The following is a 22,485-nucleotide window of genomic DNA, read 5'->3' as shown; positions in this document are numbered from 1 at the left end:
TAGAAAATTGAAGGTTTTATGATATAATTAAATATTGTATATAGTTATATATATATTTAATTAGTATATATAGAAGGAGAGCAATAAATGTCGTTTTCATCAAAAGTTAAAGGAGAAATTTGTAGATATAGTGATATAAGCAAAGAGGAGACTTTAGCAGAGATTTCAGCCATTATGAAAGTAAGTGGAACTATTGCATTTTCTGGAGGAGGTTTAGCCTTTAGAATAACTACTGAAAATCCTGCAAGTGCAAGACTTATATTTACTTTACTAAAAGAACATTTTAATATTCACTCTAAACTAATGGTTAAGAAAAGTAATTCTCTTAAAAAGAATAATATATACATGGTTGTTATAGATGAAGAAATGGGAGTTCGTGGACTTCTTGAAAAGACTGGTATATTAAGAGAGATTGATGGAGTTATGAGTTTAGATTATACAATAGACCCTAAAGTTGTAGATACTGATACAACAAAGAGAGCTTATATTAGAGGAGCTTTTTTAGGTGGAGGAAGTATAAGTAACCCAGAAAAAACTTACCATTTAGAATTTGTTACTCATAGTGAAGAATATGCTAAAGATTTATGTGCACTTATAAACAGTTGTGGACTTAACTCTAAAGTTATTCAAAGAAAGAATAGCTTTATTATTTATATTAAAGAAGGGGAGCAAATAGTAGATTTATTAAATATACTAGGGGCTCATACATGTCTTCTTGAATTAGAAAATATAAGAATTAAAAAAGAAATGAGAAATAATGTTAATAGACTTGTAAATTGTGAAACTGCAAATCTTTCAAAAACAGTTAATGCAGCAGTTAGACAGGTTGAAAGTATTAAACTTATTCAAGAAAATATCGGTCTTCAAAGATTACCAAAAAATCTTCAAGAAATAGCAGAACTTAGACTTGAATATCCAGAAGAATCCTTAAAGGAATTAGGGGAAATGCTTGAACCTCCTGTAGGGAAATCTGGAGTAAATCATAGATTAAGAAAAATTGAAAAGATTGCAGAAGAGATAAGGTCAGGTACATACTAATGGCCTTTCTCTTATATAGAGAGGAGTGTGACTATTTTGAGTAATGAAAAGTTTTGTCACTTACATCTTCATACAGAGTATAGCCTTTTAGATGGTTCAGGTAAAATTAAAAAACTTGTAAAAAAGGCTAAAGAACTTGGAATGGATAGTATGGCTATTACAGACCATGGAGTTATGTATGGTTGTGTAGATTTTTATAAAGCTGCAAAAGAAGAGGGAATTAAACCTATATTAGGTTGTGAAGTTTATGTAGCAAGTAAATCAAGGCACATTAAACACATGGATAAAGATAATAGCACAAATCACTTAGTTCTTTTAGTTAAAAATCAAACTGGATATGAGAACTTAATGAAAATTGTATCTACAGCATCCATTGATGGATTTTATTATAAACCAAGAATTGACCATGATTATTTAAGGGAACATAGTGAAGGAATTATTGCTTTAAGTGCTTGTCTTGGAGGAGAAGTACAAAAGGCATTAATGAATGGTGATTATGATAAAGCAAAAGAGGTTGCCCTGCTTTATAAAGATATATTTAAAGAAGGATTTTATTTAGAGCTTCAAAATCATGGAATGGAAGAACAAAGAAAAGTAAATGAATTAAATATAAAGTTATCAAAGGAAACTGGAATACCATTAGTTGCTACAAATGATGTTCACTATATAGAACAAAAGGATTCTAAATCTCATGACATATTAATGTGCATTCAAACAGGAAAAACTGTTGATGATCCAAATAGAAGAAGGTATCCTTCAGATCAGTTTTATTTAAAATCACCTGAAGAAATGTATGATATGTTTTCTTATGTTAAGGAAGCCTTAGAAAATACAGTTAAGATTGCAGATGAATGTAATTTTGATTATGAATTTCATGTATCTAAATTACCTAAATTTCCACTTCCAGAAGGGGAAGAAGATCCTTATATTTATTTAAGAGACACTTGTTATAAGGGCCTTATTGAAAGATATTCTGTTTTTCATGATATAAAAGATGAAGAATATAATTATGACAAGATATTTAACATGAGGGAAGAAAATGAAGAAGCTAAAGTTTTAATAGATAGATTAGATTATGAACTTGGAGTAATTAATCAAATGGGATATGTTGATTACTTCCTTATAGTTTGGGACTTTATAAGATTCTCTTATGAAAATGGAATACCAACAGGACCAGGGAGAGGATCAGCTGCAGGGTCAATAGTTGCCTTTACCCTAGGAATAACAAAAATAGATCCAATTAAGTATAGTTTACTTTTTGAAAGATTCTTAAATCCTGAAAGAGTAAGTATGCCAGATATAGATTCTGATTTTTGTTATGAGAGAAGACAGGAAGTAATTGATTATGTTGTTGAAAAGTATGGAGAAGATAATGTATCTCAAATTATAACCTTTGGAACAATGGCAGCTAGAGCCTGTATAAGAGACGTTGGTAGGGCAATGGACTATTCCTATGCAGAAGTGGATAGAATAGCTAAAATGGTGCCTACAATGCTTGGAATAACTATAGAAAAGGCACTAGACTTAAATCCAGAACTTAAGACAGCTTACGACACTGAGGAAAGAGTTAAAAATCTTATAGATGTTAGTAAGGATTTAGAGGGGTTACCAAGACACTCATCAACTCATGCAGCTGGTGTTGTTATTGCATCAAAGCCTTTAGTTGAATATGTTCCACTTCAAAAGAATGAAGAAATGATAGTAACTCAATTTGGAATGAATACATTAGAGGAACTTGGACTTTTAAAGATGGATTTCTTAGGACTTCGTACATTAACAGTTATGAATGATGCCCTTAAGATGATTAAGTACAATAGAGGAATTGATATAGATTTAGATAAAATAGACTTTGATGATAAAGAAGTTTATAAGATGATTGGAGAAGGAAAGACAACAGGAGTTTTCCAATTAGAATCAGCTGGAATGGTTTCCTTTATGAAGGAGCTAAAGCCTGATTCATTAGAAGATATTATAGCGGGTATTTCACTATATAGACCAGGTCCAATGGCTGAAATACCAAGATATATTGAAAGAAAAAATAATCCAAATAAAGTTGAGTATTTAACTCCAGAACTTGAAGACATATTAAATGTTACCTATGGTGTTATGGTATACCAAGAACAGGTTATGGAAATTGTTAGAAAATTAGCTGGTTATTCTATGGGAAGAAGTGACCTTGTTAGAAGAGCTATGTCTAAGAAAAAACATAAAGTTATGGAAGAGGAGCGAAAAAACTTTATTTATGGAATTGTAAATGAAGATGGAACAATTGAAGTTCCAGGTTGCTTAAGAAATGGAATATCAGAAGAAATTGCAAATAAAATATATGATATGATGATGGACTTTGCATCCTATGCCTTCAATAAATCTCATGCTGCAGCTTATGGAGTTGTTGGTTATCAAACTGGATATTTAATGAGATATTATCCAGTAGAGATGATTGCAGCTATGCTTAATTCTGTTATGGGAATAAATGAAAAAGTTTCAGCTTATATAAAATTTGCAGAAACATTAGGGATTCAAGTAATTCCACCTGATATAAATAAAAGTTTTTCAAAATTTACTGTTGAAGGAGATAAAATTATCTTTGGTCTTGCAGCAATAAGAAATGTTGGAGTTAATGTTGTTGAAGGAATTGTAAAATCTAGAGAAACAAAGGGAGATTTTACTTCAATAATGGATTTTGTAAATAAATTAGACCTTGGAGGCATAAATAAGAGAGCCGTTGAAAGTTTAATAAAGGCAGGAGCTTTAGATTCATTTGGAGTATTTAGATCAAAACTTTTAGCTGTTTATGAAAAGCTAATGGATGGAGTTTCAGGAGAGAGAAAAAGAAATATTGATGGACAAATAAGTCTTTTTGCTATTGAAGAAGAAGTTAGTATGCCAGAAGTTATTTATCCAAATATAAAAGAGTTTAATAAAAAAAATATTTTATCAATGGAAAAAGAAATGACAGGTATGTATTTATCAGGACATCCATTAGATGAATATGAAAAAAGTTTAAAGCTTCAAACTACAACTACTATAAATAGTATATTTAAAGTTCATAAAGCTTTAGAAGAAAATATAGCAAAGGGTATAAATATAGAAGATATAGCATCTGAAATGCCAATTAAGGATAATCAAAGAGTTGTACTTGGCGGAATACTTACAGAAGTAAATCAAAAGGTTACAAGAAATAATACTATTATGGCATTTTTAAAACTTGAAGATTTAAGTGGAGAAATAGAAGTAATAGTATTTCCAAGAACATTAGATAAAGTTCGTGAAAGTATTACAGAGGATGGTCTTGTTACTATAACAGGAAGAATTAGTTTAAAAGAAGATGAACCACCAAAACTTATTTGTGAAAAAGTTGAAGGTTTAGAAAAAGTGGATTCCAATAAAGTTTATATAAGAGTGGAAAATGATGAATCTATGAAAAAAATTAACTTTGAACTTAAACATGGATTTGATGAATATAAAGGAGATTCCGCTGTATATTTATTCAATGCAGAAAGAAAGAAAAGTTATAGGTTATCTAAAGATACTTGGGTTAACTTAGATACTGAGATAATAAAGGAACTTAAAGGTAAATATGGAGAGGAAAATATTAAGGTAATTAATTCCTAAAATTTAAAAGATATGGTGTTATTTTTATGCATCATATCTTTTTTTGTTGAAATAGTGCAAAAATACTGAAAATTTGGCATTTAGTCTTGAAATTTCACATAAATAAGTGGATAATTGTACTATGAGAAATAAAGAAATATTTAATAAAAACCTATAAATATTTAATTTATAGATTATTTAAATGATAAAAAAGCAAAAAAACTATTAAAAAATGTTAAATAGTTAAAATAAATTAAAAATATTAAATGAAATGTAAATGAAAATTTTTACAATAATGAATTCCTAAAAAATTTAATTTTGTATATAAAATTAAAGTTCATAGGGTATAATAATTATGTAGAATTATTTAGAATGGTTTGGAAGTTATTTTATAAATAAAAAATATATTTAAATAAATAAAAGTATATAAAAAAATGCAGAATTTACATTGATAAAATTCAACAATTTATGTACAATTATAGACGGTCATATAAAAGTGGGAAGGCTTATTGCCGATGGGACAAATTATGCCCTACAGGTAAAAGGAGGAGTAATCATGAAAAAGATAGCTATTTTAACTAGTGGTGGAGACGCACCAGGAATGAACGCTGCAATTAGAGCAGTAGCAAGAACTGCATTAGCATCAGGTCTTGAAGTAATGGGAGTTCAAAGAGGATATAGTGGATTAATAAATGGAGAATTATTCACTATGGATAGAACATCTGTTGCAGATATAATCCAAAGAGGTGGAACAATATTAAGAACAGCTAGATGTCCAGAGTTTAAGCAAGAAGAAGTAAGAAAAAAAGCAGTTAAGATATTAAAGGCTTATGGCGTAGATGCTTTAGTTGTAATTGGAGGAGATGGATCATTTACAGGAGCTAAACTTCTTTCAAAATTAGGAGTTAAGACTGTAGGATTACCAGGAACTATAGATAACGACTTAGCATATACAGATTACACTATAGGATTTGATACAGCATTAAACACAGTACTAGATGCAATTAACAAGATAAGAGATACTTCAACATCTCATGAAAGAGTTTCAATAGTTGAAGTTATGGGAAGAAATTGTGGAGATATAGCTTTATATGCAGGATTAGCAGGTGGAGCAGAAGCAATAATAACTCCAGAAAAAGGATTTGACAAAAATGATTTATGCAAAACTATACTAGAAGGAAAGCAAAATGGAAAGATGCACAATCTTATAATTTTAGCTGAAGGTGTAGGTGGAGCATTCGAACTTGCAGAAGAAGTTGAAGAAGTTACAGGAATTGAAACTAGAGCAACAGTTTTAGGACATATCCAAAGAGGAGGAAGCCCAAGTGCTTTCGATAGAGTATTATCTTCAAAGATGGGTGCAAAGGCTGTAGAAGTATTATTACAAGGTAAGACTTCAAGAGTTATAGGTACTGTTGGAAATAAGATAGTAGATATGGATATAGATGAAGCTTTAGCAATGGAAAGTAAATTTGATGAAGAAACTTACAGAATAGCAGAAGTATTATCAAAATAATTAGTAGCTATAAATAAATTTTTATATATAGATTTTGGGTTAATTAAAAAACGAGGGAGTGTTATTTGAATGAAAAAGACTAAGATGATTTGTACAATTGGTCCAGCAAGTGAAAGTGAAGAAGTATTATCAAAGATAATATTATCAGGAATGAATGCTTCAAGACATAATTTTTCACATGGAGATCATGAAGAACATGCTGGAAGAATAAATTTAGTTAAGAAGTTAGCTAAAAAGTATAATAAGGAAATTGCAATTGTTTTAGATACAAAGGGACCAGAAATAAGAACTGGTAAATTTGAACCAAGTAAGGTTGAACTTCAAAAGGGATCAGACTTTACTATATATGTTCAAGAAGAAGTAATTGGAGATACAACTAAATGTTCAGTTACTTATGACGGACTTGCTAATGATGTTAAACCAGGAAACATTATATTAATAGATGATGGTTTAGTTGGATTAGAAGTTAAGTCAGTAGAAGGAAACAAAATTCATTGTGAAGTTAAAAACACTGGATTAGTTGGAACTCATAAGGGAGTTAATGTTCCTGGAGTATCAATAAAGTTACCAGCTTTAACTGAAAAAGATGAAGCGGATTTAGTATTCGGATGTAAAATGGGAGTAACTATGATTGCTGCATCATTCGTTAGAAAAGCTGAAGACGTAATAGCTATAAGAAAAGTCTTAGATGAAAATGGTGGAGAAGACATACTTATCTGCCCTAAGATAGAAAACCAAGAAGGTGTTGATAATATAGATTCAATAATCGAAATATCAGACGCTATAATGGTAGCTAGAGGAGACCTTGGAGTTGAAATTCCAATAGAAAATGTACCAGCTGTTCAAAAGATGATAATAGAAAAATGTAACAAGGCTGGAAAACCAGTTGTTACTGCAACTCAAATGTTAGATTCAATGATCAGAAATCCAAGACCAACAAGAGCAGAAGTTTCAGACGTAGCTAATGCTATTTTAGATGGAACAGATGCAATAATGTTATCAGGAGAAAGTGCTAACGGAAGCTACCCAGTTGAAGCTGTTCAAACAATGGCTAAAATTGCTGAAGAAGCTGAAAAACAATTAAAGTATAAAGTGGCTGTATCAAAGGCAACTAATCACGTTCCTGCAATATCAGGAGTAATTAGTAGAGCTACTTGTAATGCTGCAAATGAATTATTAGCATCAGCTATCGTAGCATCAACTCAAAGTGGAGCAACTGCTAAGAGAATATCACAATGCAGACCAGAGTGCCCAATTATAGCTATAACTCCAGAAGAAAAAGTTGCTAAGCAATTAGCATTCTCATGGGGAGTATATGCAATAGTTGCAGGTAGAATGGAATCAACTGATGAAATGATGGAAAAATCAATTGAAATCGCTGAAAAGAATGAATTAATAAAGAAGGGTGACACAGTAATTATAACTGCTGGAGTACCTGTAGAAAAAGTTGGAACAACTAACTTAATGAAGATAACTGTTGTAGAATAGTTTAAAATAAAATAACCTTTAGAATTAATTTCTAAAGGTTATTTTTTATTTTAAAAATATTGATTTAAATAAAAAAGTATTGTATATTAGTTAGTATATATGTTAATATTATAAGATATACGTTTAAATTTAATGATTATTATTGGCAACTGATTCTATTGCACCCTTAGTGGTGCTATTTTTTTACCCTATTTTAAGCTAATATTTGATTTTTAGGTAAATTTTATAAGAAATAAAGATATATATACTTTTTATTTGAATTAAAAAATATATTTTTGTAATATAATTTCCAATTATATTTATTAGGGCTATAATAATATATAGAAAGACAAAAAAATAAACACTTTAAATAAAGTGTTTATTTAATAAAATTTAAATATAATTTGGCGGGAGTATGTGGGAATCGAACCCACCTATGATAGTATTAGTACCACAACTAGGTGTTGAAGACCTGTAAAGACACCAGTCCTTATCTACCCCCATGAAACATACTCATTATAATGCAAAATTATTAAAAAATCAATCTAATTTATGGTAAAATAATAAAAAAATACAAAATTAGTAAAATTAAATTAGCAAAATAATATGTTTTGTTAAGGTTTACCTTAGAAAATTAACTAAAGGGTATTAAAAAATAATATAAATAAAGGGTGGTTATATGAATAGAGAGATATTAAGAGCATTACCAAAGATGGATTTACTTTTAGAAAATGAGGAAGTAATAATTTTATTTGATAAGTTTTCAAGGAAAGAGATAGTAGAATCTTTAAGAAATGCCTTAGATTTTTATAGAAATGAAATAATAAATGAAAATAGACAAGAGGCAGTAATTAATGAAGAAATTATAAAAAAAGCAAAAGAAACTTTAATGGATAAAAGAAAGGCATCATTAAAATCAGTAATAAATGGTACAGGAATAGTTATACATACTAATCTAGGTCGTTCTCTTTTAAGTGATAATGCAATAAAAAATATTATTAAAGTAGCAAAATCTTATAACAATTTAGAATATGATATTGAACTTGGAAAGCGTGGTTCAAGATATGATCATGTTGAAAGTATACTAAAAGAACTTACAGGTGCAGAGGGAGCTGTTATAGTTAACAATAATGCAGCAGCTGTTATGATTGTATTAAATGAGTTAGTAAAGGATAAAGAAGCAATAGTATCAAGAGGAGAACTTATTGAAATTGGTGGGTCCTTTAGAATACCAGAAGTTATGAAAATGTCAGGTGCTACCCTTGTGGAAGTTGGAACAACAAATAGAACTCATCTTTTAGATTATGAGAATGCTATAAGTGAAAATACAGGAGCCTTATTAAAGGTTCATAGTTCTAACTTTAAAATAGTTGGATTTACTAAAGAAGTAGAATCAGAAGAACTTAGTAAAATGGGAGAAAAGTACGATATACCTGTAATAGAGGATTTAGGAAGTGGGGCACTTATAAATTTAAGTAAATATGGAATTGATGAAGAAAAAACAGTTAAGGCAACAGTTGAAGCTGGTGTTGATTTAGTTACTTTTTCTGGGGACAAGCTTTTGGGAGGACCACAGGCAGGAATTATAGTTGGAAAGAAAAAGTATATAGATAGAATTAAAAAGAATCAGCTTTTAAGAGCTTTAAGAGTTGATAAATTTACATTAGGTGCATTAGAAGGAACACTACTTTATTATTTAGATGAAGAAAAAGCACTTAAAGAAGTACCAACACTAAACATGATATCTTTAAGCAAGGAAGAACTTAAAGTGAAGGGAGAGGAGCTTTTAGAGTATCTAAAAGGTGTTAATGATAGCTTAGAAATAAATTTAGAAGAGGAAAAAGATTTTATAGGTGGAGGAACATTACCAACTTATAAATTAGATGGATATGCTATTTCTATTAAAAGTAGTTTAATTGGAGATGATGAGCTAGAAAAATATTTTAGAAATTATAAAACTCCAATTATAACAAGAGTAAATAAAGGAAAAGTTTTAATTCATTTAAGAACCTTAATAAATGATGATTTTAAAATAATCAAAAATGCATTAACTGAATTAAAAGATATAAATCATCAATAGAAAAAGAAAAGGAGAATTTGTATGAAGCATATAGTTATAGGAACATCAGGACATATAGATCATGGTAAAACAGCTTTAGTAAAAGCACTTACTGGATTTGATATGGATACTTTAGAAGAAGAAAAAAGAAGAGGAATAACTATAAACAATGGTTATACATATTTTTCTCTTTCTGATGGAAGAAGAGCTGGAATTATAGATGTTCCAGGTCATGAAAAGTTTATAAAAAATATGGTAGCTGGTGTTACTTCCATTGACTTAGTGTTATTTGTTATTGCAGCAGATGATGGAATAATGCCACAAACTATAGAGCATTTTAATATATTAAACACCTTAAATGTTAAAAATGGAGTTGTAGTATTAACAAAAATAGATTTAGTTGATGATGAGTGGCTAGAATTTATTAAAGATGAAGTAAAGAATTTTGTTAAAGGATCATTTTTAGAAAATGCACCTATAGTTCCTGTATCATCTAAAACTTTAAAGGGAATAGATACCCTTAAAAAAACTATTGAAGAGTGTGTAAATAATACTGAAGAAAAGGATAAGGAAGCACTTTTTAGAATGCCTATAGATAGAGTATTTACTGTAAAGGGATTTGGTAGTGTAGTTACAGGAAGTATATTAGAAGGAAGAGCAAAGGTTGGAGATGATATAGAGCTTTATCCAGGAAATAAAGTTGGAAGAATAAGAGGGATACAAGTTCATGGAGAAGATAGAAATGTTGCAGAAGCTGGAGAGAGATGTGCTATAAATTTAAGTGGTGTAGACAAAGACTTTTTAGAGAGAGGCTTAATTATAGGTGAAGTTTCAAAAGAAAGTAGCACATATATTATAGATTGTAAAATAACAATTCCAAAGTATTGTGAAAAGGTAATTAAAAATAGGGATAGAATAAGAGTTCATCATGGCACTAGAGAAGTTATTGGAAGAATTATAATACTAGAAAAGGATGAATTAAAGGGTGGCGATTGCGAATATTGTCAAATAAGGTTAGAAAAAGAAATATGTTGTAAAGATAAAGACAGAATAGTTTTAAGAACATATTCACCAATGATTACCCTAGGTGGAGGAGTTATTTTAAATTCATTAGCTGAAAAAGCAAAAAGAGAAGATTTAAATTATATAAAAGATTTAAAGGCTAGGGAAAGTGATTCATTAGAAGATAAAATAGAACTTGCTATAAGTAAAGAAGAAGGACTAAAGACTTTAAAAGATTTATTAAAGGAGTTTAAAGAAGATGAGGAAGAAATAAAGGATTCTTTAAATAAATTAATAGATAATAAAAAAATAATAGCTCTTAATGAAGGCGTTATTCATAATAAAGTCTTTACAAAAAAGGCAGAAGAATTAAATAAAACATTAGAAAATTATCATAAAGAAGAACCATTAAAGGTTGGAATGAAGAAAGAAGAATGTAAAAGTAAATTATTTAGCAAAAAATTAAAAAAGGAAACCTTTGATGAATTTATAAATTTAATGTTAGAAAAAGATTTAATAGATAGTAATGAAAATTATGTATTTAAGAAAGGTTTTGAACCTAAACTAAGTAAGAGAGAAGAACAAATAAAAGAAATAATAATAAATACTTACTTAGAAAATGGCTTTACAACACCAAAGTTTAAAGATGTAATTAAAGATGATAAAGAAAAAGCTATATATAATAAAATATTTAAGTATTTAAAAGATAGAGGAGACTTAGTATATATAAATGAAAATATTGTATTTCATAAAGAATATGTACAAAAAGGAAAAGATTTAGTTAAAGAATACTTAAGCAAAAAAGGGGTAGCTACCATAGGAGAAATAAAGGATAGTTTAAATATACAAAGAAAATATTTAGTTCCTTTTTTAGAATACTTAGATAAAGAAAAAGTAACTAAAAGAGTTGATGAAGGAAGAGTACTTTTTTAATTTATGAATAATCACACTAGGCCTTTGGAAATAATATAAAAAGGGAGTGTGATTATAATGAATAAATTAGGGTGTACAGCTTATAATTGTGTTAATAATGAAGGTGGATTATGTGGTGCTGAATATATATTAATAGATGGTGATGGTGCATATACTTCAGATCAAACATACTGTAGTAATTTTAAAATAGATACACTATCAAATGAAATAAAAGCTATAGGAAATACAGACTTCATTGGAGAGATTATGCAGATAATAAGTGGAAATGATGAAATAAAGATGAGTCCAACTGTAGCTTGTAATGCAAGAAAGTGTTTTTATAATGGAGATGGAAGGTGTGAAGCATTAAATTTAATGATAATTTCAAATGCTTCAAAGGAAAACTTTAAAACACAGTGTGAAACCTTCATAGAGTCATATTAAAATAACCTTAAAAAATTTTAAAATAGTAGATTATTAGAGCAAAAAAAGGGTAAAATCATAATATATAGTAAAATATAACTATAGGATAATAATTTATAAAATGAGGTGGAGCAATATGAAATGTGTAGTATGTTGTAACAAGAAGAAAGCTGCAAAATTACTAGGATTAAGCGCTGCTGTACTTATAGGAGTTGGTGGAGTAATATTACTTTCATCAAAAATAAAAAATTGTTAAATACATTAGTTAAATATTTTAAATTTGCAGACTACTGATTATATCAGTAGTCTTTTTTTGAATATATGATATAATTAATCGATATTACATCATAAGAAAAGGTGAGGTAAATGGTTGTAAAGAATAATGAATATATTTTAGATATAATAGATCAAGGCTACGAAGGAGAAGGTATTGCAAAAATAGAAGGATACCCAATTTTTATAGAAGGAGCCTTAAAAAACGAAAAAGTAAAAGTTAAAATAGTAAAGGTTAAGAAAAATTTTGCTTATGGAAAAATTATAGAAATATTAGAAAAAGCAGAAGGAAGAGTTAATCCTAAATGTGAATATTTTAAAAGATGTGGAGGATGCAGCCTTCAACATATGGATTATAAGACTCAGCTTAACTTTAAATGGGAAAGAGTTAAAGATTGTATAAAAAAGATAGGTGGACTATCAGAGGATATAGTTAAATATCCTTTAGGTATGGAGTATAATCCATATAATTATAGAAATAAGGTTCAGCTACCTGTTGGAATGGTTAATGGAAAAGTATCCATTGGATTTTATGCTTCAAGAAGCCATAATATTATAGATATTGAAAAATGTATAATACAAACAAAAGAAGCAGATGAAATAGTAAAGATAGTTAGAGAGTGGATAGAAGAATATAAAATAAAGCCAGCCTTTGTAGACGGAAAGTTTGATAAAAAAGGCTTTTTAAGACATGTAATGGTAAGAAAGGGCTTTAAAACTGGAGAAGTTATGGTTGTGTTAGTTGCAACTAGAAAAGAATTAAAAAACTTAAGTCCATTAATAGAAAAATTAGAATTAAAGATAAAAGGATTAAAGAGTATAGTCCTTAATGTAAATTCTAAAGATACAAATGTAATACTTACTCCAGAGTGCTATACACTATGGGGAGATGACTATATACAAGATTATATAGGGGATTTTAAGTTTAATATATCACCTCTTTCATTTTTCCAAGTTAATCCTACACAAACAGAGGTCTTATATGGAAAGGCTTTAGAATATGCAGGACTTACTGGAGATGAAACAGTTTTTGATGCTTACTGTGGTACAGGAACAATAACACTTTTCCTATCACAAAAGGCTAAGAAGGTTTATGGAGTTGAAATAATAGAGCCTGCAATAGTTAATGCAAGGGAAAATGCAAAAATGAATAATGTTAAAAATGCAGAGTTCTTTGTAGGTAAATCTGAAGAGGTTATTCCAAAGCTTATTGATGATGGAGTTAGGGCTGATGTTGTTGTAGTTGACCCACCAAGGAAGGGCTGTGATGCCAAGTTACTTAATGCTATTTCTAGAGTTAAACCTAAGAGGGTGGTTTATGTTTCTTGTGACCCAAGCACTTTGGCTAGGGATCTTAAAATATTGGAGTCTGAGGGCTTTGAAACTGTAATGGTGCAGCCTGTTGATATGTTTCCGGAGACTAGTCATGTGGAAACTGTAGCTTTACTATACTGTAAATAAGCTATTTACAAGGTATTAAATAATTTAGAAAGTATTTTTGTCGACGATTTGCAGACAAAACTTTTATTTGTCGGCAATAATGCTTTCTAAAATATTAACAGTATCATGTTTCATTTTTTCTGTAACATGTGAATAAGTATTCATTGTTGTGGATAAGTTAGCATGACCTAATCTAAGCTGAATATCTTTTATATTAGCACCATTTTCAAGCAACATTGTTGCATGAGTATGCCTTAACATATGAAAATTAAACTTAATGCCTAATTCATAATTAATAATTCTACTTAAATATTTTAAGCTATCTGTAGTTATATTAGTCCCATTTTCTTTTGTACATACAAAATTAGAATCCTTATAAAACTCTCCATATTTAAGTTTGTTTTCTTTTTGATATAATTTATTCTTTTTCAATATGTTTATTAATGTATCTCCTATTGCTATTATTCTATTAGAACTTTCTGTTTTAGGAGTTCCAAATTCAAATATACCTTTTCCTTTACCAATCAGAATTTTTTCCACTTTAAGAGTTTTATTATCAAAGTCTATACAGTCCCAAGTTAATCCGCAAACTTCGGCAGCCCTTAAACCAGTATTAAAAGCTACTTCCAAAGGAATATAAAAGCTACTTTCAAAAGGAAATCTTTCTACTATTTGTTTAAATTCATCTAATGTAAGTATTTTTACAGTATCATCTTTTATAATATTGTTTTTCTTTTTAGGTATTTTAATATATTTCATTGGGTTTTCTTTTATAAACTGATATGGATAAACAGCAGCTTTAAGTGATCCACTTAAAACACCATAAAAATTACTTATACTAGATTTTGAAAAACCATTTATAAATTTTTTATTTATAAATTCTTGTAAACTTGCTGGAGATAGTAGCCTTAATTTATAAGTTCCTAAAGATGGTTTTAAATGTTTTTCAATAATTCTTTTGTATGTCTGTTGTGTATTATATTTACAATTTACCATAACATATTCTTCAAACCAATAGTCAAGATAATCAGATACACTTATATTACTTTCTTCAACTATAGAACCCGATTTTTCATAATCATTTATAGCTTCCCTTAAAGCTTTTTGAGCTTCTGTTTTAGTTTTAAAACCTCCCTTTTCTTTACGTTTTCTCTTACCATTAATTTTACCTAAATCAAAACAGTAAGACCATGTATTTCCTCTTTTTCTAACACTTCCCTGCATAAAGTCAACTCCCTTTTTACCATTCATTTTCATTAGAAAAAATTTCGTATAATCTTTTGAAATCTTCTTCTAATAATTCTAAGTCTTCATAAGTTACTATTTTATTTCTATTAGTAGGGATACTGTGAAGGATTCCATATTTTCTATGGATTTCATAGTATTTTTCTTGTACTTCGAAGTTTTCAAATTTCATAAATGCACCTCCTTAACCGAATGTATGTTCTTTTAAATCTATAATTAATCACTAGAAGTCTTGAAGTTTTTCAAGTACGCCTAGTGGATTAAATCTAATTATATAATTATCTATTTGATACCAATTACCATATCTGTGTTCATAATATGACAAGGCTTCAACGAGGAATTCATTGGTGATTCCTAAATATTCTGCTAAATCTTGATTTGATATTCTTAACTTATGAGCTTCGATTAGTTTAGTTATACCAACTAAAGAATTGTAGCCGAAGCTCCTTGCTGTATATTCTTGCTTTAAGTTTCTTACGTCTTTTAAATTAGTTATATTTCCAATAGTATATTTAAAATGTCCTAATTCTTCTAGAAGGACACATAATTTTTCTTTTTCTGTACTTCTATTATTGATAATAATATTATTACCAATACATTTTCCGCAAGGTATGTCTATACCTAGATCTAGTTCATAAACGTTAATTCCTTGAAGATGGGCACTATTTAGTAATTTTTCATATCTTGTCATAAATCCCAACCCCCATCTAAAATTTATTTTTTATTCTTTAGGAAGCCATCAATTATATTATCCATATTTTCTTTTTGTTCATCTGATAAATTATCATTATGACAAGCAATAGGCATAAGATGCTCTTTTCCTTCTTCTTCCCATATTTTTTTTTGATACTTAGGCATTTCTACTAAATCTTTTGTGTAATTAATAACTTTCTTTTTCCCTATATCATTTAATTTTCTTAAGTTGTCTATGTGAGTTTCTTCATCTTTAGATAAAATAATATTTTGCGAAGACGGTTCTAGTGGATCAAATGTTTTGATATCTATATTTAAAACATCACAAATTTTAATTATTCTGTCAACTGCCATTCCGCCGATACCTTTATCTAATGCACTTGTTAAAGTTGTACTTGGTATTTCTACTATTTTAGAAAATTCACGAATACTATTATATTTACTTAAAATATTATGTTTAAGTTTTTCAGTTTTATCCACAATTAAGCAACTCCTTTCATTCTATAAATAAATAATATCATTCAATACACGAAATATCAAGGAATACAAACGAAATATCGTAATAAAAATAAATAAATCGATAAAAAGATAAAAAAAATAGTTGACTTTAAACGATATTTAGTTTAATATAAGCTCAACGAACGAAATAACGTTCAGAAATGAGGTGATAATATGTACTGCAATTTAGAAGCGGAAATTGCTAGAAAAAAAATTAAGAAACCTATAATAGCTGAAACTATAGGAAGAACATACAATACACTAAATCTTAAAATAGCCGGTAAATATCCATTTACTTATGATGAAGCATTAATAATTCAAGAAAAATTTTTTCCAGAAGTTGATTTTAAGGAACTATTTAAAAAATCAGAACCACAAACAAATGCAAGTTAGGAGGCGGAATAAATGAATGATTTACCAATAATTGAAGAACAAAAAGTTTTAGGCAAGGATTTTAAAGTATATGGAACGAAAGATAATTTGTTATTTTTAGCAAAAGATGTTGCTAGTTGGATTGAACATAGTAAAGTTTCCATGATGCTTAATTCAATAGATGAAGAGGAAAAGCTGAGGGAAACAATCTTTACCTCAGGTCAAAATAGAGAAATGTGGTTTTTAACAGAAGATGGAGTTTATGAAGTACTAATGCAAAGTAGAAAGCCAATAGCAAAACAATTTAAAAAAGAAGTTAAGAAAATTATTAAACAAATAAGAACAACTGGTGGAGCTGTTAGAAATGAGGAGGAATTTATAAAAAACTATTTTCCTTCATTTTCAGAAGAAGTTAAACAAGCTATGGTTCTTGATTTAAAACACCAAAATGAAAAGATTAAAAAAGAGCTCGAAGAGAAGGATAGGTTTATAAATCAAATAGCTGTTAGTGAAAATTCCTTGAAAGTAGAAGAAGTAGCACAATTAGCCTCAAAAGAAGGTATAAAAATAGGAAGAAATAAATTATGGAATAAGCTTAGAGAATGGGGGCTTATTAAACAGAGTAGTAAGTATGATCCTAAGCAAAAATATATAGATAGTGGTTATTTTGAGGTTGTAGAAGGCGTAAAAGAAACTTATAAAGGAGTATTTACTTATAAAACAACAAAAGTAACTGGTAAAGGACAAGTTTATATAATAAATAAACTAGTTAAAGAGAGTAAATTAGACGTTTAGGAGGAGGAAAATGAAAGTTTATTCAGTTGATGAAGCTACTAAGATAATGAAAACTAGCCAAAATGTTATATATAAACTTATAAATAAAAAAATGTTAATAGCTTTAAAGCTAAAATCACTAAAAATACCAGAGTATGCAATAGAAGAATTTTTTAGGAAGTATCAATTCATGGATTTAAGCGATTTAGATAATATTAAAGAAATGTAAGGAGATATTTAAATGAATAAAGAAAAATGTATTGAACAGTTAAAAGATTTAAAGAAGCATTGTGAATATCAACACCAAAATAGTGATGAAATATGGGGAGAAGATGTTAAAGCATTAGAATATGCAATTAGAATCCTAAGTGAAACTGTTCAAGAAGTACCAGTTCGAGAGAAAACAGAGAGCATAATGGAAAAACTTCTAAGTCAGGAAAGAATAGTTAAAGAAAAAATAGATATAGGAGAAATGAAAGAAGGAACCCTTGAATACACAAATGGTTTGCTTGGAATTGATTTATCGGAGAAACAATTTTCAGCACTCGCAATATCAGATTTTACAACAAAAGAATATCGTGTAGTTGAAATATTGAAAGTGCTAAAAATATTAAATATTATATAGTTTTTTCATAAAAAGTATACCTTCTGGGTTGATTTGGATGTAACCGATGTATGTTTGTATAAATCCATCATGTTCTAAGTCTTCAAGATATTCTTGTTGCTTATAAGCATCAACTAAGTTCAAAAGATTATTATCTTTATCAACGAAGTGATATGTATCTTTAGACATATAAGCAATTAAATATTTAAGGAAATCATATTTATTATTAATCATTGTAAATACCGCCTTTCAATTTAATTTCAGCTTGGCAGAGCTGATATTTAAATTATAAAACTGGTGGAAAAATAAAACAAATAATAAGGAGGATAATTAATGCATTTAACTAAGATTTTAATAATAATTTTAATTTATTTCATACAGATCATAACTTTTGCTTTAGCTTCAGAAAAATTTATATATGCTAAAAGTAAAAAAGATAAAAGAGATTTCGGAGTAATTACGTTAGGGAGCATTGTTAGTATTGTTATATTTTCTAATTTATCAATGTATCTTTTTTGTAATAGATAAGGGGGTGAGTACTTTGAGAGAAGGTGTATTTTTTATTGCTGCTTTTTTAGGAGCAGCTTTAGGATATGGAATATTCGAACTGCAAAATAAAGGAGTGAAATAAAATGAGAAATGGGAAAAGATTAACAAGGAAACAGGCTGTTTTAGCTAAGAAAATTTATGAGGTAGATGATCCAAAAGAAAGGTTTTTAGTGCATAGATGGAGTAAGGAAAGTATTACTTTTTACGATAAGTTAAAGGATAAGGTTTTACTATGAATTACGATAGATATGGAAGAATGATTTATACTCCTAGTTTCCATAAAAAGCATTATAAACCTTGGAATAAAGCGGATTTAGAATATCTTATAAATTGGTATGACATCATAGGTAGTGCAGAAATGAGTTTAGCTTTAGAAAGACCTGAGAATGCTATTAGGACTAAAATTTATCAAATAAGAAAGGAGAAATTTAAAAATGAAAGCTGCAGGAATTAGTTTTAAAGGAACTGGAAGGGAATTAAAAAAAGCCTTGTGTTCTAAGCGAAATGCCCTTAATAAATCCTTAGAATCACAAAGCACAGACAATACTATAACTATACCAGAAATATTTAATAAAAATCAAGAGTTATCTATAGAATCAAATTTTAAAAATGGAGAGATTAAGGAAATCTACTTAGAAAGAATGGGGGATGTTATAAAACTTAATGTACAAGAAATGATTAAAGTTAAAGATTATATAGATAGAGCTCTTATGATTAATAATAAATTAGAAATGCCTCTAAGGAGGGATTTTAGGAGGTCCTAAAGATGAAATATACAATACTAGGTTTTCAACAAGAAAAATTACTGGAATTTGGATTAGATACTAATGATGCATTAATATTATCAACTATTAGGGATATGTATTCAAGCAAATCTGTAGAATACAAGATAATAAATAATGATAGATTCATATGGATAAATCAGTCCTACTTACTTAATCAAATTCCTATAATTGGAGTAAAAAGAAATTTAAAAAGAAAATTAAAGCAATATGAAGAACTTGGGTTAATAGAAAAAAAGATGGAATATAAAAAAGGTGAATTAAAAGGAAAATTTTCATATATAAATTTAACTAATAAATTTGATGTATTAACTGAATACTTACCTTGGGACAAAATGTCCCAAGGGTTAGGACAAAATGTCCCAAGGGTTGGGACAAAATGTCCCAACAAAGATTCTTCTATAAAAGATACTTCTAATATAGATATAAATATATATAGTCGAGTTATTGAATATTTAAATTTAAAAGCTAATACAAGATATAAATTTACTACTAAAAAAACACAAAGTTTAATTAAAGCAAGAATTGAAGAAGGATTTACAGAAGAAGATTTTAAAATTGTGATAGATAAAAAAGTATCAACATGGATTAATACTGAAATGAGCCAATATTTAAGACCTGAAACATTATTTGGTAATAAATTTGAAGGCTACTTAAATGAAAAAGAAGGTGTAAGTAATGGAAACAGATTCTCCAATAATAAACAAGGTAATAGAGAATATAAGAAATCAGTTCAAGGAGAAGAAAGAAGACCAAGTAGTTTTTAAAGAAAAAGAGTGTCCATTATGTGGAGGAAAGAAACTTCAAGAAGTAGGACCTAATATTTGGAGAAAATGCAAATGTACTGAATTGGAAGAAGTTGAAGAACTGTGGAATAAGAGTGATATGGGTTTTGATAGTATGACTAAAACATGGCAAAATTTTGAGCCAGTAACTCAATCTCAAAAGGATATGAAGAATATTGCTACAAATTATTTTTTAAGATTTAAGCACATAAGAAATACTGAACAAAATTCTATAATGTTTTTAGGTCAAAGTGGATGTGGGAAGACACATTTATTAAGTGCAACAGCTTATAAATTGATAAAAGATTCTAAAGTTGGCGTTGTCTATATGAGCTTTGTTGATGCAATGACAAAATTAAAACAAGACAAAGCTCCAGATCCTCAAAAATATCAAAGGATGATAAATAAATATAAAAATTGTGAAGTGCTTTTTATAGATGATTTCCTTAAAGGAAAGGTTACTGAATCAGATACAACAATAGCATTTGAAATAATTAATTTCAGGATAAATAAAAGATTGCCACTTATGATTTCAAGTGAAAGATTTCTTGATGAATTAAATAAGTATGACAATGCCACAATGGGAAGAATGTTTAGGGCATCACAAGGCTATATAAAACAAGTCGAAGGTAAGGAAAATGATTATAGGTTAAGAACATATTATGCTAAAGGCGGTAAGTAAAGGAGATATAAGAATGGAATATATATATGATATCAATGTAAATGAGGCGGTTATACACGTTTTAGATACTAATGCGGGAGAACCTCTATTAACAGAATATTTATTAGATTTGAGTGAAAATAATTACAAATATATCTATAAAGAGATAGAAAGATGTTTAAAAAATGAAGAATTAAAATATGCAAAGTTTAATGAAGGTAGAAGCATAATAAAAGAAGTTACAAGAGATTATCTAAATGCTAATGAGGATAACCTAGTTAATATTTCAAAAGATATTGCAAGACAGATGTTCGCAATAATGAATGGTAATGTTAATATTCCTTCCTGTGATCTTATAGTTGCATCTATAACAACAGATCAAGGACCTATGATTGCTGTTTTAAAAGTGGACCATACAAATAACTTTATCCACAAAATTGACTATATTAATAACAAAATCTGTGTACAAATTGCAAGTGAAAGTGTTGGAATAAATAAAAGTAGTAAAGCAGCATTTATAAAACCACTAAGAGAAAATGAAAACTATAATTTAATGGTTTTAGATAAACAAAGGAAAACTAAAAATGAAGATGAATATGGAGCAAATTACTTTATAAATAACTTCCTTGATTGCTCTATAGTAGCAAATGAAAGAGATAATACAAAAGCATTTTTAAAAGCTAGTGAAAATTGGATAAGGGGTTATTTAAGTGATAGTCCAGACCAGGCAACAAGTATTAGAGATAAGATAAGGACTGCTCTTAAAGAAGATGAAGCAATAAACGTAGATGGATTTGTTGAAAGTAATATTCCAAAGGATTATAAGGAAAATTTTAAAATGACAGTTTTAAAAAGAGTTGAAGATGAATTTAAAATTGATAAAACATATGTTGAAAAGAAATTAAGAAGAATAAGACTTAAAATCGATAATGGAATAGATGTATATATTGATGATGATTCTTATAATGATAAAAGCAAATTTGAAATTGTAAGAAATGGTGATGGAACTGTAAATATAGTTTTAAAGCATGTAAGAAATATTATAGAAAAATAGAAGGGGGGATTAACTTGGAAATAAAAGAGCTAAAAGGATTGGCTAACTACTGTAATACACATCCTTGTGAAGAATACGAATTTTGTGAAGAGTGTGATGAAATATGGGATAAAATTGTTATTGTAGAATTAAATGACGAAATAAGCAATTCTCCATGCTATTGGAGTGATGAAGATATTAATTGCGTCTTAACTTTAATTAATAAGGAAGTGTAAAGATGAAAAAAGAAAGAGTAATTGAATTACTTGAATTTGATTTAGCGGGATACAGAGCTTTATTAAGTACGTCTAAAAACATATTTAATAGAAAGCATTTTAAAGAGAAAATTGAAGCTTTTGAAATAGCAATTAAATTAATAAAAGATGATAGAGAAGTAGGTTAAGGAGGGATTATTAAGATGATAAATGAAAGAGAAATACAACAAGAATTAAGAGATTTAATAAAAGAAAATCCAACTTTACCATTAAAAATTTTTGTAGCAGATGATGCCAATAGTGGTGAATTTAGCAGAGAGGAAAGTTATATAGATTCAGTAAAAATAGATGAAATAGCTTTGTTAGAAAACCATTGGGAATCCACATGGCTTGATAGAGAAGATTATCCTGATGAATTATACGATTATTTAAAATATGTAAAAGAATATGAAGGCGAAGAATTAGAAGCTAAATATAAAGAAGAATTTGCTAAAGTTAAATTTGAAAAATTTATAGTTATAAATATAGGATAGGAGGATTATTAAGATGG

Annotated in this window: 27 protein-coding genes and 1 tRNA gene; 22 read left to right on the top strand and 6 right to left on the bottom strand. The window is 28.4% G+C overall.

Translation table 11 applies throughout. The features are described 5' to 3' along the window. The first annotated feature begins 87 nt into the window (after positions 1 to 87). The 4 genes from whiA to pyk all read left to right on the top strand — a co-directional run bounded on the left by whiA (position 88) and on the right by pyk (position 7,636). Positions 88 to 1,038, top strand: coding sequence for a DNA-binding protein WhiA (gene whiA / locus J2S18_RS13250; RefSeq protein WP_307487465.1), 951 nt, complete (start codon positions 88 to 90; stop codon positions 1,036 to 1,038). 36 nt (positions 1,039 to 1,074) lie between these two features. Then, positions 1,075 to 4,653: a DNA polymerase III subunit alpha gene (locus J2S18_RS13245; RefSeq protein WP_307487463.1), complete on the top strand. Its 3,579-nt coding sequence runs from the start codon at positions 1,075 to 1,077 to the stop codon at positions 4,651 to 4,653. A 535-nt stretch (positions 4,654 to 5,188) separates the two neighbouring features. Then, positions 5,189 to 6,148, top strand: a complete 960-nt coding sequence (pfkA, locus tag J2S18_RS13240) for a 6-phosphofructokinase (RefSeq protein WP_307487461.1) — start codon at positions 5,189 to 5,191, stop codon at positions 6,146 to 6,148. A gap of 69 nt (positions 6,149 to 6,217) precedes the next feature. After that, positions 6,218 to 7,636, top strand: coding sequence for a pyruvate kinase (gene pyk, locus J2S18_RS13235; protein WP_307487459.1), 1,419 nt, complete (start codon positions 6,218 to 6,220; stop codon positions 7,634 to 7,636). Positions 7,637 to 8,020: 384 nt separating this feature from the next. Here pyk and J2S18_RS13230 read toward each other — a convergent pair. Beyond that, a tRNA-Sec gene (locus tag J2S18_RS13230) sits at positions 8,021 to 8,117 on the bottom strand. A 177-nt stretch (positions 8,118 to 8,294) separates the two neighbouring features. Here J2S18_RS13230 and selA point away from each other — a divergent pair. The 4 genes from selA (at position 8,295) to rlmD (ending at position 13,745) form a co-directional block, all read left to right on the top strand. After that, on the top strand, positions 8,295 to 9,695 hold the full coding sequence (gene selA / locus J2S18_RS13225) for an L-seryl-tRNA(Sec) selenium transferase (protein WP_307487457.1): 1,401 nt from the start codon (positions 8,295 to 8,297) through the stop codon (positions 9,693 to 9,695). A gap of 21 nt (positions 9,696 to 9,716) precedes the next feature. Next, entirely contained in the window at positions 9,717 to 11,609 is a 1,893-nt protein-coding gene (gene selB / locus J2S18_RS13220) for a selenocysteine-specific translation elongation factor (RefSeq protein ID WP_307487456.1), read from the top strand. A gap of 57 nt (positions 11,610 to 11,666) precedes the next feature. Next, positions 11,667 to 12,032, top strand: coding sequence for a DUF1540 domain-containing protein (locus tag J2S18_RS13215; protein ID WP_307487455.1), 366 nt, complete (start codon positions 11,667 to 11,669; stop codon positions 12,030 to 12,032). Positions 12,033 to 12,377: 345 nt separating this feature from the next. Further along, positions 12,378 to 13,745 carry a 23S rRNA (uracil(1939)-C(5))-methyltransferase RlmD gene (gene rlmD / locus J2S18_RS13210; RefSeq protein WP_307487453.1) on the top strand — a complete coding sequence of 456 codons (1,368 nt, stop codon included), beginning with the start codon at positions 12,378 to 12,380 and terminating at the stop codon, positions 13,743 to 13,745. Between the two features lie 63 nt (positions 13,746 to 13,808). Here the strand turns inward: rlmD and J2S18_RS13205 are convergent, their stop codons facing one another. Genes J2S18_RS13205 through J2S18_RS13190 form a run of 4 tightly spaced genes read right to left on the bottom strand, consistent with a single transcriptional unit; the run spans position 13,809 to position 16,142 of the window. Continuing rightward, positions 13,809 to 14,948: a site-specific integrase gene (locus J2S18_RS13205; RefSeq protein WP_307487451.1), complete on the bottom strand. Its 1,140-nt coding sequence runs from the start codon at positions 14,946 to 14,948 to the stop codon at positions 13,809 to 13,811. Between the two features lie 16 nt (positions 14,949 to 14,964). Beyond that, positions 14,965 to 15,141, bottom strand: coding sequence for a hypothetical protein (locus J2S18_RS13200; protein WP_307487449.1), 177 nt, complete (start codon positions 15,139 to 15,141; stop codon positions 14,965 to 14,967). Positions 15,142 to 15,192: 51 nt separating this feature from the next. After that, on the bottom strand, positions 15,193 to 15,660 hold the full coding sequence (locus J2S18_RS13195) for an ImmA/IrrE family metallo-endopeptidase (protein ID WP_307487447.1): 468 nt from the start codon (positions 15,658 to 15,660) through the stop codon (positions 15,193 to 15,195). A gap of 23 nt (positions 15,661 to 15,683) precedes the next feature. Further along, positions 15,684 to 16,142, bottom strand: coding sequence for an XRE family transcriptional regulator (locus J2S18_RS13190; protein ID WP_307487446.1), 459 nt, complete (start codon positions 16,140 to 16,142; stop codon positions 15,684 to 15,686). A 192-nt stretch (positions 16,143 to 16,334) separates the two neighbouring features. On the opposite strand from J2S18_RS13190, the gene J2S18_RS13185 reads away from it, so the two are divergent. Genes J2S18_RS13185 through J2S18_RS13170 form a run of 4 tightly spaced genes read left to right on the top strand, consistent with a single transcriptional unit; the run spans position 16,335 to position 17,931 of the window. Continuing rightward, entirely contained in the window at positions 16,335 to 16,553 is a 219-nt protein-coding gene (locus J2S18_RS13185; protein WP_307487444.1) for a hypothetical protein, read from the top strand. A 12-nt stretch (positions 16,554 to 16,565) separates the two neighbouring features. Next, positions 16,566 to 17,327, top strand: a complete 762-nt coding sequence (locus J2S18_RS13180) for a phage antirepressor (protein ID WP_307487442.1) — start codon at positions 16,566 to 16,568, stop codon at positions 17,325 to 17,327. A gap of 10 nt (positions 17,328 to 17,337) precedes the next feature. Further along, entirely contained in the window at positions 17,338 to 17,535 is a 198-nt protein-coding gene (locus J2S18_RS13175; protein WP_307487440.1) for a helix-turn-helix domain-containing protein, read from the top strand. A gap of 12 nt (positions 17,536 to 17,547) precedes the next feature. Further along, positions 17,548 to 17,931 (top strand): hypothetical protein, encoded by a 384-nt coding sequence (locus J2S18_RS13170; protein WP_307487438.1) that lies wholly within the window; start codon positions 17,548 to 17,550, stop codon positions 17,929 to 17,931. Here the strand turns inward: J2S18_RS13170 and J2S18_RS13165 are convergent. Then, positions 17,917 to 18,144 carry a hypothetical protein gene (locus J2S18_RS13165; protein WP_307487436.1) on the bottom strand — a complete coding sequence of 76 codons (228 nt, stop codon included), beginning with the start codon at positions 18,142 to 18,144 and terminating at the stop codon, positions 17,917 to 17,919. The genes J2S18_RS13170 and J2S18_RS13165 overlap by 15 nt on opposite strands. A gap of 99 nt (positions 18,145 to 18,243) precedes the next feature. On the opposite strand from J2S18_RS13165, the gene J2S18_RS13160 reads away from it, so the two are divergent. The 10 genes from J2S18_RS13160 to J2S18_RS13115 all read left to right on the top strand — a co-directional run bounded on the left by J2S18_RS13160 (position 18,244) and on the right by J2S18_RS13115 (position 22,468). After that, positions 18,244 to 18,438: a hypothetical protein gene (locus tag J2S18_RS13160; protein WP_307487434.1), complete on the top strand. Its 195-nt coding sequence runs from the start codon at positions 18,244 to 18,246 to the stop codon at positions 18,436 to 18,438. A gap of 104 nt (positions 18,439 to 18,542) precedes the next feature. Next, a complete protein-coding gene (locus J2S18_RS13155) occupies positions 18,543 to 18,695 on the top strand; it encodes a hypothetical protein (RefSeq protein WP_307487432.1) in 153 nt (50 codons plus the stop codon). Continuing rightward, positions 18,692 to 18,913, top strand: coding sequence for a hypothetical protein (locus tag J2S18_RS13150; RefSeq protein ID WP_307487430.1), 222 nt, complete (start codon positions 18,692 to 18,694; stop codon positions 18,911 to 18,913). The genes J2S18_RS13155 and J2S18_RS13150 overlap by 4 nt, the downstream gene beginning before the upstream one ends. Then, a complete protein-coding gene (locus J2S18_RS13145; RefSeq protein ID WP_307487429.1) occupies positions 18,894 to 19,223 on the top strand; it encodes a hypothetical protein in 330 nt (109 codons plus the stop codon). Before J2S18_RS13150 ends, J2S18_RS13145 begins: the two co-directional genes overlap by 20 nt. Positions 19,224 to 19,225: 2 nt before the next feature. Beyond that, positions 19,226 to 20,008 carry a conserved phage C-terminal domain-containing protein gene (locus J2S18_RS13140; RefSeq protein ID WP_307487428.1) on the top strand — a complete coding sequence of 261 codons (783 nt, stop codon included), beginning with the start codon at positions 19,226 to 19,228 and terminating at the stop codon, positions 20,006 to 20,008. Then, positions 19,920 to 20,708 (top strand): DnaA ATPase domain-containing protein, encoded by a 789-nt coding sequence (locus J2S18_RS13135; protein WP_307487426.1) that lies wholly within the window; start codon positions 19,920 to 19,922, stop codon positions 20,706 to 20,708. Before J2S18_RS13140 ends, J2S18_RS13135 begins: the two co-directional genes overlap by 89 nt. A 13-nt stretch (positions 20,709 to 20,721) precedes the next feature. Beyond that, the gene (locus tag J2S18_RS13130) at positions 20,722 to 21,741 is read left to right on the top strand and encodes a nucleoid-associated protein (RefSeq protein WP_307487424.1); all 1,020 of its coding nucleotides are present in this window, start codon (positions 20,722 to 20,724) and stop codon (positions 21,739 to 21,741) included. Positions 21,742 to 21,755: 14 nt separating this feature from the next. Continuing rightward, entirely contained in the window at positions 21,756 to 21,956 is a 201-nt protein-coding gene (locus tag J2S18_RS13125) for a hypothetical protein (RefSeq protein WP_307487423.1), read from the top strand. Between the two features lie 2 nt (positions 21,957 to 21,958). After that, complete coding sequence (locus J2S18_RS13120; protein ID WP_307487422.1) at positions 21,959 to 22,123, top strand: hypothetical protein; 165 nt, start codon at positions 21,959 to 21,961, stop codon at positions 22,121 to 22,123. A 15-nt stretch (positions 22,124 to 22,138) separates the two neighbouring features. Further along, positions 22,139 to 22,468 carry a hypothetical protein gene (locus J2S18_RS13115; RefSeq protein ID WP_307487421.1) on the top strand — a complete coding sequence of 110 codons (330 nt, stop codon included), beginning with the start codon at positions 22,139 to 22,141 and terminating at the stop codon, positions 22,466 to 22,468. The last annotated feature ends 17 nt before the right edge of the window (positions 22,469 to 22,485 follow it).

The organism is Eubacterium multiforme (assembly GCF_030813415.1).
Lineage (GTDB): Bacteria > Bacillota > Clostridia > Clostridiales > Clostridiaceae > Clostridium > Clostridium multiforme.
Note: the sequence above shows the minus strand (reverse complement) of the source record. Positions and strands in the feature narration are given on the sequence as shown.